The 21,996-nt window shown below is 28.7% G+C and carries 17 protein-coding genes and 2 pseudogenes; 5 read left to right on the top strand and 14 right to left on the bottom strand.

Annotated features, from left to right (window positions below):
- Positions 1–585: 585 nt before the first annotated feature.
- The 5 genes from HGPT_RS01480 to crcB form a co-directional block, all read right to left on the bottom strand.
- A complete protein-coding gene (locus HGPT_RS01480; protein WP_019138126.1) occupies positions 586–1,962 on the bottom strand; it encodes a M56 family metallopeptidase in 1,377 nt (458 codons plus the stop codon).
- Positions 1,959–2,342 (bottom strand): BlaI/MecI/CopY family transcriptional regulator, encoded by a 384-nt coding sequence (locus tag HGPT_RS01475; RefSeq protein ID WP_019138125.1) that lies wholly within the window; start codon positions 2,340–2,342, stop codon positions 1,959–1,961. Before HGPT_RS01475 ends, HGPT_RS01480 begins: the two co-directional genes overlap by 4 nt.
- A 153-nt stretch (positions 2,343–2,495) precedes the next feature.
- Positions 2,496–4,565 (bottom strand): sensor histidine kinase, encoded by a 2,070-nt coding sequence (locus HGPT_RS01470; protein WP_019138124.1) that lies wholly within the window; start codon positions 4,563–4,565, stop codon positions 2,496–2,498.
- On the bottom strand, positions 4,565–5,263 hold the full coding sequence (locus HGPT_RS01465) for a response regulator transcription factor (RefSeq protein WP_019138123.1): 699 nt from the start codon (positions 5,261–5,263) through the stop codon (positions 4,565–4,567). Before HGPT_RS01465 ends, HGPT_RS01470 begins: the two co-directional genes overlap by 1 nt.
- An 84-nt stretch (positions 5,264–5,347) precedes the next feature.
- The gene (crcB, locus tag HGPT_RS01460; protein ID WP_019138122.1) at positions 5,348–5,710 is read right to left on the bottom strand and encodes a fluoride efflux transporter CrcB; all 363 of its coding nucleotides are present in this window, start codon (positions 5,708–5,710) and stop codon (positions 5,348–5,350) included.
- Positions 5,711–5,794: 84 nt separating this feature from the next.
- On the opposite strand from crcB, the gene HGPT_RS01455 reads away from it, so the two are divergent.
- From HGPT_RS01455 to HGPT_RS09540, 4 genes are all read left to right on the top strand, one after another.
- The gene (locus HGPT_RS01455; protein WP_019138121.1) at positions 5,795–7,114 is read left to right on the top strand and encodes a uracil-xanthine permease family protein; all 1,320 of its coding nucleotides are present in this window, start codon (positions 5,795–5,797) and stop codon (positions 7,112–7,114) included.
- A gap of 120 nt (positions 7,115–7,234) precedes the next feature.
- Positions 7,235–7,753 (top strand): alanine racemase, encoded by a 519-nt coding sequence (locus HGPT_RS09550; protein ID WP_245544070.1) that lies wholly within the window; start codon positions 7,235–7,237, stop codon positions 7,751–7,753.
- A complete protein-coding gene (locus tag HGPT_RS09545; protein ID WP_342626048.1) occupies positions 7,701–8,201 on the top strand; it encodes an alanine racemase in 501 nt (166 codons plus the stop codon). Before HGPT_RS09550 ends, HGPT_RS09545 begins: the two co-directional genes overlap by 53 nt.
- Positions 8,191–8,397 (top strand): alanine racemase C-terminal domain-containing protein, encoded by a 207-nt coding sequence (locus tag HGPT_RS09540; RefSeq protein WP_245544069.1) that lies wholly within the window; start codon positions 8,191–8,193, stop codon positions 8,395–8,397. Before HGPT_RS09545 ends, HGPT_RS09540 begins: the two co-directional genes overlap by 11 nt.
- Before the next feature lie 81 nt (positions 8,398–8,478).
- Here the strand turns inward: HGPT_RS09540 and spoVG are convergent, their stop codons facing one another.
- Positions 8,479–8,805, bottom strand: coding sequence for a septation regulator SpoVG (gene spoVG, locus HGPT_RS01445; protein ID WP_019138120.1), 327 nt, complete (start codon positions 8,803–8,805; stop codon positions 8,479–8,481).
- 161 nt (positions 8,806–8,966) lie between these two features.
- Here spoVG and murC point away from each other — a divergent pair, with 161 nt between their 5' ends.
- A complete protein-coding gene (gene murC, locus HGPT_RS01440) occupies positions 8,967–10,358 on the top strand; it encodes a UDP-N-acetylmuramate--L-alanine ligase (protein WP_019138119.1) in 1,392 nt (463 codons plus the stop codon).
- Between the two features lie 97 nt (positions 10,359–10,455).
- On the opposite strand, the gene HGPT_RS01435 is transcribed toward murC, so the two are convergent.
- From HGPT_RS01435 to argH, 8 genes and pseudogenes are all read right to left on the bottom strand, one after another.
- Positions 10,456–12,723 carry a stalk domain-containing protein gene (locus HGPT_RS01435; protein ID WP_019138118.1) on the bottom strand — a complete coding sequence of 756 codons (2,268 nt, stop codon included), beginning with the start codon at positions 12,721–12,723 and terminating at the stop codon, positions 10,456–10,458.
- A 156-nt stretch (positions 12,724–12,879) separates the two neighbouring features.
- The gene (locus HGPT_RS01430) at positions 12,880–13,947 is read right to left on the bottom strand and encodes a pyridoxal-phosphate-dependent aminotransferase family protein (RefSeq protein WP_019138117.1); all 1,068 of its coding nucleotides are present in this window, start codon (positions 13,945–13,947) and stop codon (positions 12,880–12,882) included.
- A gap of 185 nt (positions 13,948–14,132) precedes the next feature.
- Positions 14,133–15,192: pseudogene (locus HGPT_RS10560) on the bottom strand (PIN/TRAM domain-containing protein).
- Between the two features lie 66 nt (positions 15,193–15,258).
- Positions 15,259–15,741, bottom strand: coding sequence for a CarD family transcriptional regulator (locus HGPT_RS01420; protein ID WP_019138116.1), 483 nt, complete (start codon positions 15,739–15,741; stop codon positions 15,259–15,261).
- Positions 15,742–16,040: 299 nt separating this feature from the next.
- A complete protein-coding gene (locus HGPT_RS01415; protein WP_019138115.1) occupies positions 16,041–17,384 on the bottom strand; it encodes a butyryl-CoA:acetate CoA-transferase in 1,344 nt (447 codons plus the stop codon).
- 15 nt (positions 17,385–17,399) lie between these two features.
- Positions 17,400–20,333: a UvrD-helicase domain-containing protein gene (locus HGPT_RS01410; protein WP_019138114.1), complete on the bottom strand. Its 2,934-nt coding sequence runs from the start codon at positions 20,331–20,333 to the stop codon at positions 17,400–17,402.
- A 14-nt stretch (positions 20,334–20,347) separates the two neighbouring features.
- The gene (locus HGPT_RS01405; RefSeq protein ID WP_019138113.1) at positions 20,348–20,629 is read right to left on the bottom strand and encodes an ArsR/SmtB family transcription factor; all 282 of its coding nucleotides are present in this window, start codon (positions 20,627–20,629) and stop codon (positions 20,348–20,350) included.
- Between the two features lie 228 nt (positions 20,630–20,857).
- Positions 20,858–21,916, bottom strand: a pseudogene (gene argH, locus HGPT_RS01400) (argininosuccinate lyase); the annotation flags it as partial.
- Between the last annotated feature and the right edge of the window lie 80 nt (positions 21,917–21,996).

Below are 21,996 nucleotides of genomic sequence, written 5' to 3'. Positions count from 1 at the left end.
TAAACCTTTCTTCAAAATTTACCTCCTTTTATAAATTTCTAGCATTTGTTGTTATAATAAATTGACTGCTTTCTCTCATAATATTTTTAAAATAAGAAGCAATATACAATTTCCCACCATGTATAAATAATATATACTAAAAGTAGTAGTACTATTATTAAAATACTTTTAATTATTAAAGCTTGATTTTCCTTAGTAATTTTCTTATTAACATAAAAATTTATAGTTTTATACCCTCCATATAATATAGGAATGTTCATTATAATACACATTAAATTTAAGTAAGAGTTTATAAATTTATCAGAACCTAAAAAGTAAATATTATATTTCCTGCCAAAAAATTTAAGACTAACAAATAATATTAAACTTAGTAATGAAATTCCATACATAGTTCTTTTTTTATTAGTACGCTTATTTAATAAATAAACTAAAATTAAGTATATTATTATACTTATAATGTATATTAAAAGTTGTTTTGCCCTCAACTTGTATCTCCTTTCAATGATTAATAAGTAAGTTTATACTTTCTTACCTATTAACTTTAAAATATAATTATTACTTTGTTTTTTATTATTTATAAGTTTTTTACTCCTCTCGCCATAAACTTATATTTATTTTATAAGTTACAGGATTTACAGACTGATTAATTATAATAACTTTATACCTACTTACACTATTGGCTTTTATTTTTAAATTTGTACTTTTATTAAATCTTGATTCATATAGTAATCTTCCATTTTCTTGTATGATAACTGTATAATCGACTCCGCCTCTACAATACATATCACTCATTCTCACAGTAAACCCATTATGGTGTTTTCCAAAAATTGAATTCATGTTAAATGTATAGGTCTCATGATCTAATCCTTCAATTGTGATTTTTTCATCTATATTTGCTGATCTTAAACCATTAATTGGAATTTCATCTAAATCTAAATTTTCATACTCCTCATCTCTTATTTCTTCCACTCTATTGTCCACATTTACATAAACTTCCTTTATTCCCTCTGTATCTGATATAACTTCATTTTCGTCTACCTCTATGGCATTAGTAAACACTGGTATGTACAAGAATAATAAAAATATTAAAGTAAAGGTTCCTGACAGCGTTTTTTTCCAATTCTTCATAGTCAACATCCTTTCCTTAGTTAGGCTTAAATTTAAGACAAATTTATCATTTTCCCTTTGTCTTTCTATTAATTTAAACATTGACTGGCAATAATTTTTCCTATTTTCTAAGCTATCTCCTATTTTCTCTATAACTATTTTGTCGCAGTTTATCTCTATATTTTCTTCAAAATATTTTAAGCTCAGTATTAATAAGGGATTGTACCAATAAAGACATATTATTAAATTTTTTAAGTGACTTAGTAAAATGTGAAATCTTTCTATATGAACTAACTCATGAATTAATACATGTTCTAATAGATCCCAATCCTTTAAAATACTTTTTTGTAAAATTATTTTGGGTCTAAATATCCCATAAGTTATAGGCGTGTCTAATTCATCATTTATATAAACTTTTACTTCTCTTCCTATATTGAATTTTTTTAGAAAATTATTTAAGTGAGTTCTATCTTTTAATTCAAAAGAATTACTTATAACTCTTTTAAATTTTATAAATTGATATAGTGTATAAATAACAAGTAAACTTGTACCAACTATCCTATTAATCCATGATAGCGATGGAAATTTATATGTAATATTTATTACTGCTTGATTTATCAAAATTGATGGTGCGAAAATTGTCTTTATAAATTTTGAGCTACCATAAGTTTTTAAACTAAATAGTATATCTTTTGGAAATATTAAATATATTAAAAGAAGAGTCCATAATATAATATTTGCACCTTTAATGCTTTTTAAATTTAATCTCTTTCTAAAAATAAAAATTATAATTATTATTAAAATAGACTTTAAACTTTTATATAGAAATGCTGAACTTACTAAACCTATTCTCATTTTTCTAAATTTTCAAAATCTTTAAGAAGATTTTTCATCTCTTGAACTTCTTCTTTACTTATTTTTTTATCCTTTAAAAATGTCCTACAAAAACTTATAAAAGAACCTTGAAATAATTTGTCTATGGCTTCTTCCCTTTGTTTTTGCAAGGCCTCTTCTCTTGTAACAATTGGCTTTATTGTGTATTTAGGATACCTTCTTGTTATTGCTCCCTTTTCTAAGAGCCTGCCAAAAAATGTGTAGCAAGATGTCTTGCCTAAGTCATGTTTTTCCTTTAATACTTTGGATAATTCTAGGGCTTGTATTTCTCCATTTTCATCTAGACATTCACCTTCCCATAAAACTTCCATTACCATTAGCTCTCCATTTGATAGTTCCATTTTTATCACCTCTAAATAACTTTATTTTTGTCGACATTTATATTTTCATCTTGAGTATACGTTATTAATTTACCCTTGTCAAGTCTTAATAAAAGAAAAAAGTCCGGTGAAATAATTTTCAACCGAACTTTCTTGTCTTTATTAAATTATATTTTAAAATTCTATTTTTACTTTAAATAAGTCTCCGTCGATGTCAATGTCAAAGCTTGCACCGTGTGCTCTCACAAAGGATGAAGCTATTGATAGTCCTAGACCTGATCCTGATGTTGTCCTTGATTTTTCTCCACGAGTAAATCTTTCCATGAGTTCCTCCGCAGAAATATTAAGTGGATACTTAGAAATATTTTTTATTGTAAGCTTAACTCTGCCGTCATCTCTTAGGTCAACATATACTCTCGAGTTCTCTAAGGCGTACTTAGAAATATTTGAGAATAAGTTGTCTAAAACTCTTGAGAATTTTTGTCCGTCAATCTTAAGCATAACTTTTTCTTCAGGAAGATTTGAGATTATCTCAATATTGTTTTCTGAAATTTTATCTTCCCACTCGCCTATTGACTGTTGAACAAGAGAATTAAAATCAAGCTCTTGCCTGTCAAGTTCAATGTTGTTAGATGTTGCCTTTGAAACTTCAAATAAATCTTCTATTAATACTTTTAACTTGTTAGACTTTTCATTTATTATTTTTGAATATTCCTTTACTTGTTCTTCAGAATTATTATCCTTAGATAAGAGGTCTGAATAATTAATTATAGATGTCAGTGGAGTCTTTAAGTCGTGGCTTACATTTGTAATGAGTTCTGTCTTTAATCTTTCAGACTTTACTGCATCTTCAATGGCAAGGTCTAAATTCTCTCCAATATTGTTAAAGTTGTCGACTATGCCATCATAAAGTCCACCCTTTTTTTCAATGTTCTTTTTATAATTTCCCTTAACAATTTCACTGGACTCTCTGGAAATTCTTGCAACTTCATTTATATTTTTAAGGATGATTATATAAATGAAAATTCCAAATAATATCATTGGGAAAATTATACCTTCAAGAGTAGAGGAAAATAGTGATGCAAAGAAAAGAAATGCTATAAAAAGCACAAAACAAATTCCAAAATATACTATAGTGAATTTAATTTTTGCATTGTTAATATTTTTATTTTCTTCATTTATATTTGAAAATTCTGAAATTGCTCCAGTAAAAATTCTATAAATGAGTGAATTTTTGACAAGATAATTTTCTGTATTCTTGTTAAATATACTCTTTAAAAGAATTATAAAATAATTTACTGTTAGTGAAACAATTACAAGGCCTGTCAAGTACAATAAATAGAAAATATATAAGTTTCTATAAATTTCATTTATACTTGATATTCCTGCACTGGAAGCTACAAATATTACAAATAAAATTAAGACAATTTCTATTGGAAACTTAAAAACTTTTCTCAAGCTTTCGCTGTCGTCAACTTTTTCCATATTCATAAATAATCCAAGAAGAAGAGATAGTATTGCAGCTATTAATACGCTAACTCCAATTTGTACTATAACTTGATCTCTAAAGACATCTCTTTCAATATCTTTAAAGACTTCATCCTCTAATGATGCGTAATAAGCAAACTTTAAATTTTTGACATCGTTTTTGCTATTTATTTCATTAAAATAGTCATTCATTTTAGACTTAAAAGATTTATCAATAAAACTATAATCACTATCCACAAGTCTTTGAGTCTTTTGAACTCTGTCTATAATAATTCTATTGTCTTGGACTGAACCCGTGATTAAGAAATCATTATTTCTCAATTCAATATCTAGTGGATCAAATTCATTTTTTTCATACTCATTAGTTAAGTAAAAAGTTTTGTATTCAGATTTTATTTCTGGTTGCTCTATCATCCACTCTTCTAAATAATCTTTTGGATTAAGACCCTTTTCTTTTAATTCATCCTTCTTCTTTTGAGCATCGATCATTCCTAAATCTGTAACTGGATTTCCATTTTGGTCAAAAAATTTTAATTTGTAAGACTTTATAGCATAATTAAAAGAAGCATAACCACTATAATAATTGTCGTTAACTGACTGAGCTAAGGTGTCATAAATTCTTTGCTCTGTCATACGTTTTCTAAAATCAGAATTAGGATTCTTTGTGTATAAAAATGATCCTGCCAACATGGAAATAATTGAAATTGCTAAAACTATTAAAGCATAATAGGATAATTTGTAAGAATTTTTTTTCATTATTTTCGCCTCAAATCTTCAAACTTATATCCAAGTCCCCATTGCACCTTTAAGTACATTGGCTTCTTTGGATTTACTTCGATTTTCTCTCTAATTCGTCTAATGTGAACTGTCACAGTCTTCGCCTCCATGGCTGGTTCATTCCAGACACTTTCATAAATTTCTTCAATGGAAAAAACCCTGTTGGGATTCTTCATCAAGAGTTCCAAAATTTTAAATTCTATGGAAGTAAGGCTAACTGGCTCATCTTCGACATATACAATTTTTTCTGATAAATCTAACTTGATGCTGCCTATTTCAATAAAATTCCTGTCATTTTTTAAATCATAGGCATAAAATCTTCTCAAGTTGCTTTTCACTCGAGCAATGAGTTCCATTGGATTGAAGGGCTTTTGAACATAATCATCAGCACCAATATTGAGTCCAAAAATTTTGTCTGTGTCCTCTGATTTTGCAGATAGGATAATTATTGGGACAAAGGAAATTTCTCTTAATTTTATTATTGCTTCTTCTCCAGAAAGTTTTGGCATCATTAGATCCATAATTATTAAATCAATTTTTTCATTTTTAAAAATTTCCAGAGCTTCAAGTCCATCTTCTGCATAAAAAATATCAAAATTTTCATTTTTAAGATAAATTCCAATGGACCTTGCGATTTCCTTGTCATCTTCGGCAATTAAAATACTGTATTTATCCATTACATCCCTCCTTCTGTAATTATATTAACAAATAATAATTACAAAAATTCCTCTTAATTCTTACAAATTTCTTAAATTATAATTTTAAAATTTTTCTAGTATTAAAAACCTTGCAAAGTAAATTGCTATAAGCGATAAAATTATGCTAATTAAGGCGTAAAAAATTGAAAGTGTTAAATTCCCATTCTTTTCTAAATTAAATATTTCAAAGGCAAAAGTTGAAAAAGTTGTAAAGCCTCCGCAGAATCCAACCTTTAAAAATAAGACAAGTCTAGGATCCAATTTATTTTTCTCAGCGTAAAAGGCAATTAAAGCTATTAAAAAAGCTCCCACTACATTAATTATAAGTGTGGCAAGGGGAAAATCTCCACCACTATTTATCTTGTTACTTAAAAAATATCTGAGACCAGAACCCAAGGCCCCACCTAGGGCTACAAATAAATACATTTTTTGCTCCTTTCTTTTATTGTATGACAAATGCTTATGTGCTAAAATCATTTTGTTATAATTATATTAAAAAAGGAGTTTATTGTGAAGGAATACAAAAGAAAGAAACTTGAATACGAAGTCGACGACAAGCCTGGATTTTTGAAATCATCTCTTCTTGGTTTTCAAAATATTCTAACTGCTTTTAGTGGAATTATTGCAGTGCCACTTAGTATTGCTGCAATTGCAGGCACAAATGTAGCCGAAACTTCTGTACTTATATCTGCTGCTCTTCTTGCTTCTGGTATATGTTCTTTTATCCAAACAAGAGGAATTTTTAAAGGAAATGCTAAAGTTGGGATTGGTCTACCAACTATAATGGGAACAGATTTTGGATTTGTTCCACCAGCCAATGCAGTTATTAACACTATGGGTGGAGGTCTTGCTGCTTACTTTGGAGCAACAATATTAGGTGCACTTTTAGAATTAATTTTAAGCTTTTTTATTAAGCCACTACTTAAATTTTTCCCAGAAGTTGTTACAGGAACTGTCATAAGCTTAATAGGTATTACTATGATGCCAGTTGCCTTTGACTGGGTTGGCGGTGGTTATGGTGCAGAAAATTATGGAGATCCACTCTATATTGGCATTGCCGTCTTTACTTTCCTACTTATAATTTTTATAAATCATTATGCTAGAGGATTTGCAACAACTGCTTCCGTTTTTATTGCCATGATTATATCCTATATAATCTGTATCCCTTTACATCTTGTTGATTTTTCACAAGTTGCTGCTGCTCCTTGGATTAAGATTCCAGAAATTTTTCCTTTTGGAATTAGATTTGATTTTAAATTTGTAATTCCTTTTATAGCAGGCTATTTAGTTACTATTATAGAAACTGTTGGAGTTATGAAAACACTGGGAGAAGTTTGTGAAGTTGATTTAAGTGATGGCGATATTGCCTCTGGTGTAAGAGCTGATGCAATTGGTTCAATGCTTTCTCCAATTTTTGGTTCAGGTGCAGCCCAAACTTTTAGTCAAAATGTTGGACTAATTCCACTTACAAAATGTGCATCAAAAAAAGTTGCAATTTATTCATCTTTTATCTTAATAATAATGAGCCTTTGTCCCAAGTTTGCAACTCTTGTTTCCATTATGCCTACTCCAATACTTGGTGGAGCTGGGATTTTAATGTTCGGAACAATTTTAGGTTCAGGTATGCAAGCTCTTTCTAGGGCAAAGTTTTCATCAAAGAACCTAATGATAATTGCTGGTGGGATTGGTGTTGGTATTGGAATAACTATGCGACCAGATATAGTTTCTAAACTTCCAAGTGTACTTGCTGCCTTATTTTCATCAGGTATTTCTGGTGGAACTATTGTAGCTGTTATTTTAAATATTTTACTTGTAGAAAAAGAATATTAATTTTAAACTGCCTTTGGGCAGTTTTTTATTTTATCAAATAGTACTCTATATTTATTTCCTGTGATATAATTAGAAAAGCAATTTTAAATAATATTCTTACTTAACTGAAAGGAAGATAAGATGAAAGATTTTTTGACAAGACCTGCTTGGATAGAAATAGATCTTGATAAATTTGAAAACAATATGAAAGAAATAACAAAAATGATAGGAGAAAATACAGAACTCATGAGTGTTGTTAAAAGCGACTCTTATAGACTTGGTGCCATACCCCTATCTAAAATTTCTGTTGATTTAGGCATAAAATATTTTGCAGTAGCAACTTTAAGTGAAGCCTTAATTCTAAGAAAAGAATTCCCAGAAATTAAAATTTTAGTCTTAGGTTACACTCCAGAAAATTTATTTGAAGATGCAATTAAAAATCATATAATTCTTACAATTTATTCTCTAGATGATTCAAAAGTTTTAAACGAAAAAGCGAAAGAATTGAGCGAAAAAGCTGTAATACATATTGCCATTGATTCTGGTATGTCAAGAATTGGTTTCACGACCTCTGAAGAATCAAAAAAGCAAATAAAAGAAATTTCTAATCTTAAAAAATATTTATGTAGAAGGAATTTTTTCTCACTTTGCTGCTTGTGAATCCGATCCAGAATTTACAAAAAGACAGTTTGAAGTCTTTACTTCTTTTATAGATGAATTGAAGGATCTTGATTGCAATTTTAAATATAGACATATTGCAAATTCACTTTCTGTCTTATTTCATCCTGAATATAATCTGGACATGGTAAGACCAGGTATAATTCAGTATGGCTACACAGATAGTGACAACCATTTTCCAGAAGAGTATTCTTTAGAAGAAATTGTTTCAATAAAAGCACAAATTGCATCAATAAGAGAAGTTAAAAAAGGAGAGACAGTAGGTTACGAAAGATATCATAAGTGTGAGAAAGATACAAAAGTAGTGACTCTTCCCCTTGGTTATGCAGATGCCTTTCCAAGAATTCTATCAGAAAAAATAGAAGTTTTAATTAATGGTCAAAAGATGCAAACAAATTGGTCTAATTTGCATGGACCAAATGATGGTTGACGCCACAGGTGTCGATTGTGAAGTTGGAGATGAAGTTGTTTTAATTGGAAAACAAGCTGATGAGGAAATAAAAATTCGTGATATTTGTTCCTACTCTTCAGACTGCGAAACATCTTTTATCACTCACTTCCATGGCAGACTTCCAAAATATTATTTTAAAGATAAAAAATTAGTCTACTCTAACGAGATGGACTAAACTGGCTATGATTTTCATAGCCTTTTTTATTATAAAAATTCATAAAAAAAGAGAGCCTAACGCCCTCTTAGAATTTTAATTTTATAATTCAGTTATTTCTTCTGCTTCAACTTCTATTATTTCTTCATTTTCTTCTGCTTCTTGGTCTAATTTTTCTTTTACTGAATAATATTCTTTAAAAACTACATCTTCAATTTGTTTTCTTGCTTCTGCGCTAATAGGATGAGCAATATCTCTGTATTCACCATTTGGAAGTCTTCTGCTAGGCATTGCTAAAAATAATGATTCCTTTCCTTCTATTATTTTTATATCATGAAGAACAAATTCATTATCAAAAGTTACAGATACTATTGCTTTAAGTTTTCCCTCAGTTGGTAATTTACGAAGTCTTACATCAGTTATGTTCATAGAAGTATCATCCTCTCTTTCTTTACCATATTATAACATAACTAAACTATATATTAAATATATTAATTAAATATTTTATCTGAATTTACTTAATTATGATCCTAAAAAATTTTCTCAACTTAGAAAATATGTTATAATTAAAAAGAATTGGAGGAAGTAAATTGTTTGAAATTAATATAGATAAAAGTAATTATAAAAATATATTTTTTATAGGAATTGGCGGCATCAGTATGTCTGCCCTAGCTGAGTTAATGCTTTCAAAGGGCTATAATGTTTTTGGTAGCGACAGAAGTCCTTCTATTAATACAGAAAAACTAGAAAAAAATGGTGCAAAAATCTACTATGAACACAAAAAAGAACACATAGATGGAATGGACCTTGTTATTTTTACTGATGCAATTTCCTTTGACAACGAAGAATATGTAGAAGCAGTAAAGCAAAAAATTGACTTAGTTGATAGAGCTACTTTTCTTGGTGCAGTGATGAAAAATTATAAAAAATCCATTGCTGTTTCAGGTACTCACGGAAAGACATCAACAACATCAATGCTTACAGAAATTATAAAGGACTTAGATATTAACCCAACTATTATGCTTGGTGGACAATTAAAAGATATTGACGGCAATATAAGGATTGGCGATAATAAATTATTCTTGACAGAAGCTTGTGAATATAAGGCAAATATTTTAAAATATTTCCCTACAACTGAAATTATTTTAAATATTGATGAAGACCATTTAGATTATTTTGACAATATTGATCACATAATAAGAACTTTTAAATCATATATAGATAATCTTGACGAAAGCGACTATGTTATCTTAAATGTAGATGATGACAATGTAAAAACTCTTTTACCTATTGAAAATTGCAATATCTTTAGTTTTGGAATAAAAAATCACGCAGATATTATGGCAAAGAATATTGAATTTAGTATGAACGGTTTTCCCACTTATGATCTTTATTTAAAGGGAGAAAAAGTTGCTCATGTTGAACTATCTGTCCTTGGTAAACACAATATTCTAAATTCTCTTGCAGCAATTGCAGCTTCTTATGTAAATGGTATTTCTATTGAGGACTCCATTAAGGGATTAAAATGCTACAAGGGAGTTGAAAGAAGGCTTGAAGAAAAGGGATTTTATAAGGGAGCAAAAGTTATGGATGATTATGCTCATCACCCTACTGAAATAAAATCTTCTATTCACGCTATTAAAAAAGCCTGCAAGGGAAAACTTTACACAGTTTTTCAACCTCATACTTTTACGAGAACTAAACTTCTTTTAGATGCTTTTGCAAATTCTTTTGACGAATCTGATGTAATTATAATTACTGATATTTATGCAGCTCGTGAAAAAGACTATGGAGATATTCGTTCAAAAACTCTTAGAAATGCCATAGCTGAACACAGAGACAATGCTTTTTACATTTCAGGTTTCGAAGATATAGTAAAATTTGTCAAAGAAAATATTGGAAAAGACGATATTCTTGTTACTATGGGTGCAGGAGATGTTTATAAAATTGGTGAAATGCTTCTAAATGAAGATGTAAAATAATTTTTAATTTAATAATTCAAATACAATTGGAACTCTTAGGGGTTCCTTTTTTAATCATTAAAAAAGACCTCACTTAGGAGGTCTTTTACTTTACAAATCAATTTTTATTGTTAACTTCATTATTTTGTTTTTCTTGATTTTGATTTATTTGATTTGAATTTATTGTTTCTGACTTATTATTGTTAGAATTTTTATTCTCTTCAACGTTATTTTTGTTTTCATTGTTATTTTGATTTGTAAGCTTATTAGATTTTGCATTTTCAACATTATTTTCTTGTAAATTATTTTCTGAATTTACATTTAGATTTTTTTCTTCCTTATTTTCTTTATTTTCAAAATAAGAAATTTCTATTTCCCTACTTTCATTTATATAATTTACATTCATATTTAAGTTTTCAGCAATAAATCTAATTGGAACATAAGTCCTATCGCCCTTAATGATAGCAGCTTGGTCTATAGCTACATCTTTTCCATCAACATTTATTTTTTTAGAATCAATAGGAAGAACAATAGTCTTTCCAAAACTATTTACGGTTACAATTCTATTATCCCCGTCCCAAGCTACATCTCCACCTATGGCTTCCACAATAAATCTTAATGGCACAAGAGTTCTAGAATTACTAATAAATGGTTTTGCATCCATCTTTTTAGCTTGTCCATTGATCGTGTAATTCAAATCATTTATTTTCATCTTTATGAGTTTTGTATTTTCATCATAAAGTGACAAAGTTGAAGTTTTATCTCCAATTTTTGCAACAATTTTTGGACTTTTTCCATAATCATTTACTTTAATATTAAAAGTATTGGGATCCACACTAGCATTTAAATCTTCAAAGGAATAGTTAATAGCTCTTGGAGAAATTTTAATTTTTCTGCCATTATATTCCCCATTTGCTTCAACTTTTAAGTCCATTCCTTTTTTTATAAATTTATTATTTGTAGATATTTTGAAATTCTTATAGTTAGAAGGATCTGCCACATTTATTTCTTTTGTAAAACTTTCGCCCTTATCTGTCTTTAGGTTAATATTAAACTTTCCAGATTTTAGTGAAAGATATGTTTGTCCATTTAAAATATTAGACCCATTAGAAAGATCTGTTAAAGTATATGTTCTATTTTTAATATCAATTGGATTTAAAAATTCATCCCAAGCTGATTTTAATTTTAATGTTATTTGTTCTCCGACAACTGTGTTTAATTCACTTTCAAATTTGCCGTCAACAATTATACCAGTGTTTTTTGTAGTATTAAAAACTCCCAGACCATTTACTACTCGTCTTTCGCCTGCATTCCTTTCAGGATTTGTTGCTCTAGTTCTTTTTATATCACCAAGATTTCTTATTGCCATGGCAGTAGATCCACCACCATCAAGATTCATAGCTTTATAAGAACCTAAATCAAACATAAATTGTGAAAGTTCATTTATTGTAAGACCTGCTGATCTATTAGTTCTTCCTTCAGATGTTACAATGTAGACAGTTTTTCCGTCTTGACTTATTCCCACAGCAGTTCTTGCTCTAACTCCACCAATTGAAGAAATATCTTTAGTGTAATTTTTCTTAGCTCCATTTTCTACTAGAAGAGCATGTCCACCAATCATCATCTTCCAATTTCTATTTGGTTCAATATTAGTTGTTATATTTAACTTGTCGCCAACTTTTACATTGTCACGCATAAATCTTTCTGAGCCACCACTGACTTGAAGAATTTTTTTACCCTTTGGAATTGCCTTATCAATGTTTTTTCTGTAGACAATTTCTTCTACAACATTATTTTCAGAAAGTAAGACTTCTCCTGCAGTTTTATCTCCTCTAGACTTAGAAGTCCAAAAAGAATCATACATTTGAATTTTTGACTCATGAGAATATTCTTTTGATGGTTGATACCAATAGAAAGTTTTATTCAAACCATCAATTGGATAAGACTTTCCATTTGGAGCAGTCACTTTACCAACAAACTTTGTCATATCAATAAAAGCAGTGTTATTATTATCGATTCCAAAAGACCAAATGTCAGTTAAAACTGCTGGGGATGATTTCATATCTCCATCAATAATTGATGCACCTAGTGGAACCCCTTGTAGCTGCATTGTAAAAAAATCACCATTTACTAGAGCAACTGCATTTGTTCTATCTGCCATTTGTGAAACTGTTGCCTTATTTGTATAAGTACCTCCACCAGCAACTGTATTTATTTTTATGTGGGGGTTATTTAAATCAACTTTAACAACATTTGCCTGTGCATTTTTTTTATTTCTTTTAACTTCGTACTTGTACCTCACAACTCCTGGAGCAATGGGTTCTGAAAATAATAATTTATTTTCCGCAAATACATTAGAAGTTATAAAAATAAAAAATATAATCAAGGCAAGACTTATTTTTTCTTTTTCATTTCATCAACCTCACTTATTAAAAAGTATAAATCATAATAATTTTTTTCTCAAAGCAATTCGCAATTTGTAACAAAAACTTAATTATATAGGGCATAAAAAAATATCCTGTAATCCAGGATATTTCTCATCTTATTTTCTTAAAATTTCTTCAAAAGTTTTTGTAAATTCTTTCATGTCTTCCATACTTGTGTCACCCATATGACCAACTCTAAAAGTTTTACCAGCAAGTTCTCCATAACCATTTGAGATTAAAAATCCCTTTTCGACAAAATTTTTACTTAATTCATCAAAATCTAGTCCTCTTGTATTTTTTACACAAGTAATTGTTGGTGACAAATAATTTTCATTTCCAAAAACTTCAAAATTTTCATTAGCCCAAGCTTTAAAATAGTCTGACATTTCTTTATGTCTTTTAAATCTATTATCAAGACCTTCTTCATTAATAATATAATCAAGTTGGTAGGCAGCTGATACCATATTTGAAATTGCTGGAGTTGAAGGGTATTGATAGTTGTGTTCTTTTATAAAATTGTATAAAAGTAACAAATCTAAATAGTGACCCCTATTTTCAACTGTCTTTGCCTTTTCAACAGCTTTTTGTGAAAAAGAAGCAAAGCTAAGACCTGGCACAAGTCCAAGACATTTTTGTGATGATGTAATTGCAATATCAATTCCATATTTGTCTTGATCTATGGGAGTGCCACCAGCAGAACTAACTGTATCAATAGCCCAAACTATATTAGGATATTTTTTTATAACTCCTTCTAATTCAGATAAATTATTTAAAATTCCAGAAGATGTTTCGTTGTGAGTTATTCCCACAAAATCATATTCCTTTTTCTTTAAAGCTTCTTCTAACTTATTTGGGTCAGTAGCTTCTCCAGGATCTGACCTTAAAATATCTGTTTCGATTCCATTTTCAAGTCCAAGCCTTTGCCAAAGATCTCCAAAAGTACCTATTGAACAAATTAAAGCCCTATTCTTTGTGCAAGATCTAATGGCACCCTCCATAAGTCCAGTACCAGATGATGTCGAAAGAAGAATTTCTTCTTTTGTTCCAAATACTTTTTGCATATTTATTGTAATTGATTTTTGAATTTCTGATGCTTCCTTAGTTCTATGTCCTATGACTGGTTTTTCAAATTGTTTTAAAACTTCCTCACGCACGGACACAGGACCGGGTAAAAATAGTTTCATTTTCCTTCCCCCTATCTATTAACAAATAATAATACAAATAAAAAATGTCCGTCAAATAAATAAATTTGTGGCAACACTTATAATAATTTTGTTTGCTATTATTTAGGTTATATTGATACCACTTTGATATTATATTTAATCAAATAAATATAAAAAACTCTGTCCTAAGACAGAGCTTCTAAAATTTAATTTTTTAATTTTGCAAAAATCATTTTACCTGCAGAAGTTTGAAGAGCCGATGTAACAACTACATTGACTTTTTCCCCGATTAGGTCTTTTCCATTTTCAACAACGATCATTGTGCCATCATCGAGATAAGCAAGTCCTTGATTGTGTTCCTTTCCTTCTCTTACAATTAATATATCCATCTCTTCCCCAGGAAGGTAAAGTGGTTTAACTGCATTGGCAAGTTCGTTGATATTTAATACGTCTAAATTTTGTACCCTTGCCACCTTATTTAAATTAAAATCATTTGTCACAATTTTTCCATTTAAATCAATAGCAAGTTTTAAAAGTTTTGAATCTACTTCAGGAATTTCTTCTATTTTACCCTTGTAAATAATGACTTCTACATTTTTTAGTTCTTGAATTTCTGCAACTGTATCAAGTCCTCTTCTGCCACGATTTCTTTTCAAAGCATCTGCAGAATCAGCTATGTGTTGTAATTCTTCAAGAACAAAAACAGGAACAACAAGAGGGCCTTCAATAAACCCTGCCTTAACTATATCAAGTATTCTTCCATCAATAATGACAGAAGTATCTAATACTTTAGGAATGCCAGCATAATCAACTTTTACTTCTTTTGACTTTATACTTTTCTTTGTAGCCACAGAAGTAAGATCTCTAAATTTTTTCTGAAATTGTATCCTTATTTGACATTCCAATACTAAGACCTAAGTAACCAAGCATTCCATATAGTAATATTGAAATTACAGAACCAACATAGGGGATTGGAATCTTGTAAATAGGTTGAGAAATTAAGAATGCTATTATAAGACCAAGTATAAGTCCCACAGCACCAAGTATTATTTCTGTAAAAGATTTTGTTTGGATTTGTTTTTCCCAAAAAGCCAATAAATCTTCTAAAGCTTTAAAAGCCTTGGGTGAAAATATAAAAAATATAAGTGCAAATAATAAAATAACTATAACAGAAATAACTGTTATAAATTTTTGACTTCCAATAGCTTTTACATATTCGATATCTGATAATACAGATACAAGAAAAATACCGACTAGTGCACCTATTAAGGTAAATAGCAACTTAAAAATTATGGATACAATTTTTCGGCTTTTACTAATAAAAATCCCTCCTTATCCAAAAATGGCATCATCAATTAATTTTGTCACTTCTTCTACTTTTTTGTCAAAGACAAGAACCATCTCTGAAACTATAATTTGCTTTGCTTCAGTTAAAATCTTCCTTTCACCTGTCGACAAAGATTTTTCTCTATCTAGGTTTTCAAGACATCTAACAACATCCGCAATTTCTTTTAAGTCTCCAGATTTAATCTTGTCAAGATTGTATCTATACCTCCTATTCCAATTTTTGGGCATAGAAATTTCCACTTCAGAAGATAGGGTTTCCAAAACTTTTTTCATAGTTTCACCATCAGAAATGTTTCTAACACCTATCTCTTCTGCATTTTTAACAGGAACCATTACCTTTAAATCATTAATGGGTAATCTCATTATGTAGTATTTATGAACATTTCCAAGAATTTCTCTTTCTTCAATTGCCACAATTTCGCCTGCTCCATGCATAGGATATACAATCTTATCGCCAATATTAAACATATTTTACCTCCTATTGTCCCTATTATTAGTATAGCAGAGCTTTTTAGAAAAGTAAATATTTTAATATATCATAATTTTTTGCAATATGCAAAGACTTTTTTAAATTTTTATTAAATTTATTATAATTATAAATTTCCTATGTGAAAATTAAAAATACTGTATGTGAAATTTTATTGAAGTAAATTATAAAATTATTAAATTATTTTAATTTTTATAACCAAAAATATTAACTTTAAAAAATTTTACTTCAAAAATAAAAAATGCCTCCTGAAAAAATCAGAAGACATTTTATATTATAATTATCTTTTGTTAGTTCTTCTCCAAATATTCATCTTTTCTGCTTCTTTAATTAAATCATCCCTAAATTCTGGTGCAGCAAGATTTATAATACCTTCTGCTCTTTGCCAAGTTGATTGACCCTTGCAGTTGTATTTACCATATTCTGTTACAATCCAGTGAGTGTTTGGTCTTGCAGCTGTTATTGCAGAGAAAGTTTCAAAGTTTGGAACAATTCTTGATTCTTCTTTACCTGTTTTCTTGTTCATAAACTTAGAAGATAAGCAGATAAATGATTTACCACCCTTAGATAAATAAGCTCCAAGAACAAAGTCAAGTTGTCCACCTGCTCCAGAGATGTGTTTTGCTCCAGAAGATTCTGAACTTACTTGTCCAAATAAGTCTACGTTAACTGCATTGTTAATAGATACGAAGTTGTCTATTTGAGCAATAACTCTTGCATCATTTGTGTATGAAACTGGTGCAGCCATTGCATCTGCATTGAAGTTTAAATATTCATACATTTCTTTTGAACCTGCAGCAAATCCATAAGCTTGTCTAAATCTATCAATATTCTTTTTAGCTCCTGTAATTTTTCCTTTTTTAGCCATGTCAACAAAGGCATCAACATACATTTCTGTATGAACACCAAGGTCTTTTAAATCAGAATCTGCAATTAAAGATCCAACTGCATTTGGCATTCCACCAATTCCAAGTTGAAGTGTTGCACCGTTAGGAATTTCTTCAACAATTAATTCTGCAACCTTTTTATCAACATCACCAAAACTTCCCTTTGGAAGTGTTGCAATTTCAGGATTATCTCCTTCAATTATATAATCAACATCTTTGATATTTATTTCATGTTCAAATCCACCAAGACAAGTTGGCATATTTTCATTTATTTCTATAATAACTTTGTCAGCAACTTCAGTAACTGCTCTTAAATGAGATGCATTAAGTCCAAAATTGAAGTTACCATGCTTATCCATTGGAGGAGTAACAATAACTGCTATATCAACTTTACAGTTTTCTCTGTACCATCTTGGTAATTCAGAGTATCTTAGTGGTGCATAAAATCCACCTGGAGTTTTATTAATTCTTCCCCTGTCAGGTCCACCAGAGTGCCATGAATTCCAAACAACTTTTTGACCTTCAGGATCTTTTTTAAATACTTCTGGTTCCCAAAGAAGTACTCCGCCTCTCAAATAAATTTCATTTAATTCATCAAGTCTTTCAGCAAGTGCTTTGTCAAAAGCAACAGGTGTACTGCCAGCCCAAGCGTAGTCTATCCACATATTGTCTTTTACCATTTGTGCAGCTTCTTTTACTGAAATAAGTTTTTCCTTATATTCCTTAGAATAATCCATATTTCCTCCTTAAAATTATAAATAATCCTTTAATAGCCTGTGAGACCTTAAAAATTTAATGTAATTTAAAAATTCTTCCATTATTTTTTTATACTTTTCATTATTTGTCTCTAAAACTATTTTATTTTTACCCCTTAAATCAAAAATATATGCAGCTTTTACTTTAACTTTGTATAAATTTTCATAAATTGCTGAATAAAGTATTAATTGATTTTCATAAGTTTCTCTTAGTTCTTCTATATTCATATCACTTGTCTTTAAATCAACAAGATAATATTCTCCATTTTTTTCAATAACTTGATCAATGTAACCCTTTACAAGAAAACCCTCTAAATCATAATAAAATAAAAGCTCTTTATCTATTATAACCTTTTCTTCCATTTCTAGGTAGTTTAAAGCTAGTTTTCTTGCTATATTTAATTTTTCTAAATTAATTTCTTCTTCATAATATGAAAAAATATCTTTTAAAATCTCATCAATATTTCTTTCACTTACATCATCTTTACTATATTTATAGGCAAATAAATGAATTATATTTCCAAGAGTTTTTGGATCAATAACTTGATTTTTTCCCTTACCTTTTGTGTAATTATCAACTCCTAGAAAATATTTATAATAGAAATCTTTTGGACTTCTCTTGTAATTTATAAAATCTGTTACTGTATAGTATTCTCTAATCCTATTATCAAATTTAAAGTCTAAGTCAAGTGTCTTAAAGTTTTTATTTTTTGTAGATAATTTTTTTCTACTATTAGATAATTCATATTCTTTTAACTTTATTTCATCATTTAATAGTGAAAAATAAGATGAAGAATTTGCTTTTTCATAATTTCCAAATAAAATTAATTCTTTTTTTGCCCTAGTCATGGCAACATAAAGGACTCTTTTTTCCTCTTCTTCATCAATTTCTCTTGTTTTTTTTGAAATTTCCTTGTAGGAATAATTTGATAAATCTGAATTAATTCCAAGTCCAAAATCCTTATCAACAATAATTCTCTTGTTTGAAGTTAATTTTTTTGCCTTATCCATATGAGAAATTATAAGAGCATCAAATTCTAAGCCTTTTGATTTATGAATAGTAAGTAAATTCACTCCATCACCAAGATCTTCAAAGATCAAAGACTCAAGAAATTTTTCATAGCTTCTATAATCATTTGAAAATTTTTCTATAAATTCCTTTGATTTTTCTTTAAAAATATAGAGGTATTCCCAATCTTTTTCTTCCAAAGTTCCAAGATTATAAAAGTAATTCATTATCTCTTCTATAACTTCATCAAGCATAAGATATTTGGACTTATCTCTTAAATCAGATAAAAATCTTAAAAATTTATTTATATTTTTATTTGAGGACTCATAATTAAATAAGTCATTAGAGTTGTCAATTCCTGAGTTTAAAATTCCAATTAAATCCTCAAATTTAAATTTTAATAACTTTGAATTAAATAGAGATAAAGTTTCCACAAATTCCTTGGGACTGAAAAGTGCAACTAAAATATTTTTTGTTACTCTTAAAACTTCAATCTCCTCTAACTTTCTATCTCCTTTGTTAAAATTAATATTTCTAGCAGATAAAATTTCTCCAATTTCCTCTATTTGTGCATTGGATCTAGATAAGATTGCGATATCTTTTGAATCATATTTATTTTGAAGGTCCTTTACTAAGTCTGCTATTTCAGAATTTTCAGCTGAATTATATAAATAAACTCCTCCACCATTTTCTAAATTAAATTCCATTTCGTCATAGGTCTTAATTAAATTTTCAAAAGTTTTATTTATAAATTTAACAATTTCTCCATCGCTTCTATAATTTTTATTCATTACAAGAGATAGACCTCTATTTTCAACTCCACTAGCAAAGGAAAAATAAGAAGCCAAGTCTGTTCCTCTAAAAGCATAAATCGATTGTTTTGGATCTCCAACAATAAAAAGATTTGATGAGGAAAAAGCACTTATAATTTCATTTTGAATCTCATTTGTATCTTGATATTCATCAACTAAAATATAAGAGTATCTCTCCTGAAGTTCCTTTTGCACAAAAGGATTTTTTAATATTTTCTCTGAATAAGAAATTATGTCATCGTAGTCCAGACTTTTGTTTCTGCTTTTAAAATTTCTATAATTTTTATCAATTTCTTTTAATATTGTAATAATTACATTATAATAGTCCTTGTTTTCACATTCTAAATCTTTTTTTAGTTCTTGAATAATTTCTTTTATTTCATTGATTTTGTCAGTGTATTTTTTAGAAGTTCCAAGATTTTTTTCTATTTCATCTAGGGTTTCTAAATCGTAAACTTCGATTTTTTTAAGATTTTCAATATTTTCATCATAAAAAGCAGAAAATTTCTTTCCATTGGCCGATCTATAATCTTCTAAAAGTAACAATAAATCCTTAAAAGTCCCGTTAGACTTAGAAAAATTTATACTTTTTGAAAAAATATCTTGAAAATCTAAATTGTTATTTTTAAAATCACAATAAAGATCAAAAAAATTATCCTCTTCTTCAAAGGGGCTAGACTTAAAATTAAGTAAATAAGTCTTATAACTTTCATCTTCTAATGTATTTAAAGCATCATGAACAGACCTCTCTAAAAGAATTTTAGAATCTCTTTCTTCTAAAATTTTAAAGCTTGGATTTATCCCCAGTAAAAAAGAATAATTTTTAACAATTTCAAGAGCAAAGGAGTGGATAGTCATAATATTTAAATCTCTATCATCAAAATCAATATTATTATCTACTAATTCTTTTGAAATTCTAGCAAGCATTTCTTGAGCAGCTTTTTTTGTAAAAGTAATTGCTAAAATTTCTTTTGGATTTATATTGTTTTTTACAATATTAATAAATCTACTTGTAAGAACTCTGGTCTTTCCAGTCCCTGCCCCTGCCATTAGAGTGACATCTTTATCAATGGAATAAACTGCTCTTTTTTGAACCTCACTTAATTCCATAAATTCTCCAAAATTTACTTATTGAAAAGTGTTTTTGCTAAGTTCAAAATAAATTCATTTTCAACTTTATAAAAGATTTCTGTCCCATTTCTATCGCTATTTAATATTCCTGCACGTCTAAGTTTTCCCAAATGCGAGGACACTGTAGGTTGAGGAATGTGAAATTTTTCTTGAAGTGATCCAACATTTGAAGGACCATTTTCAATTAAATTTTTAATAATGCTAAGTCTTACTGGATGAGCCATCACTTTAAGAATTTCGGCTGTGTTTTCTAAATTATTGATTTTCTTTTTCAATTTAAGCCTCCAAATATTTATAAATTTAAATTGATTATTAACATATATTATATACTTAGAATATTTAATATTTACACTTTTGTCAATACTTTTTGTATAATATTATTCATTAATATATTGTCATCATCATAAAAACCTTTAATTTAAATTGTATCTATATTTCAAAGTCCTTTTAAAAAAGAAAAAATAAGGTCTTGGACCTTATTTGAAAATTTCTATATATTTTTTCTATAAATCTAATGATTTTTTTAAATTTTTAATTTGGATTTCCACAGCTTCTTCTGCAGGTCCACCATAAACTTTTCTATTTTTTAAAGAATTTTCAATCTCAATAAAATCAAAAAGATCTTCTCCAAAAATCTCACTAAAATCTTTGTATTTTTCTAATGAAATATCTTCTAATTTTAAATTATTTTTCAAAGCATAATTTACAATTTGACCCACAAGGTCATAGGCTTCCCTGAAGGCAAGACCCTTAACAACTAGATAGTCTGCAAGGTCTGTAGCATTTAAATAACCTAGTTCTGCCGACTCTCTCATCTTCTTTTTATTAAGTTCTAGACTTTCTATTATTCCACTCATAATTTTTAGACAAGATGAAGTTGTTTTTACTGAGTCAAAAAGCGCCTCCTTATCTTCTTGAAAGTCCTTGTTGTATGCAAGAGGTGTCCCTTTTAAAATTGTAAAAACTGTAAAGAGATCTCCAAAAGCTCTGCCACTTTTTCCCCTAACTAACTCTGCCATGTCTGGATTTTTCTTTTGAGGCATTATACTTGATCCTGTAGAAAATTTTCCTGAAAATTTAATAAAATTATACTCGCTGCTGGAAAAGTAAATTAACTCTTCACATAGTCTTGACAAGTGAGTCATAATTAAGGAATTGTTAAATAAAATTTCAAGTACATAATCTCTATCAGAAACTGAATCCATAGAATTTTCTGTTGGCTTTTTAAATCCAAGTTTTTCACTAGTCATAAACCTATCTATATTAAAACTTGTCGTTGCAAGAGCACAAGAACCCAAAGGATTTTCATCAAGCCTTTCATTTGTTTCATAAAGTCTTTCTAAATCTCTTTTTAACATCTGAGCATAGGATAAGATATAATGAGCAAAACTTGTAACTTGTGCATGTTGCATGTGAGTAAAAGCTGGCATAATTGTTTTTTTATTTTCTTCAGCAAGTTCAATTATTACTTTAATGAGATTTAAAATATCATCTTTAATTTCACCTAAAACTTTTTTGGAATAAAGCCTTAAATCCACAGCACACTGATCATTTCTAGATCTTGCAGTGTGAAGTTATTTCCCCACATTTCCAACTCTTTTTGTAAGTTCATTTTCAACAAAAGAGTGTATATCTTCTTCAT

This window comes from Peptoniphilus timonensis JC401 (genome assembly GCF_000312025.1).
Lineage (GTDB): Bacteria > Bacillota > Clostridia > Tissierellales > Peptoniphilaceae > Peptoniphilus_A > Peptoniphilus_A timonensis.
Note: the sequence above shows the minus strand (reverse complement) of the source record. Positions and strands in the feature narration are given on the sequence as shown.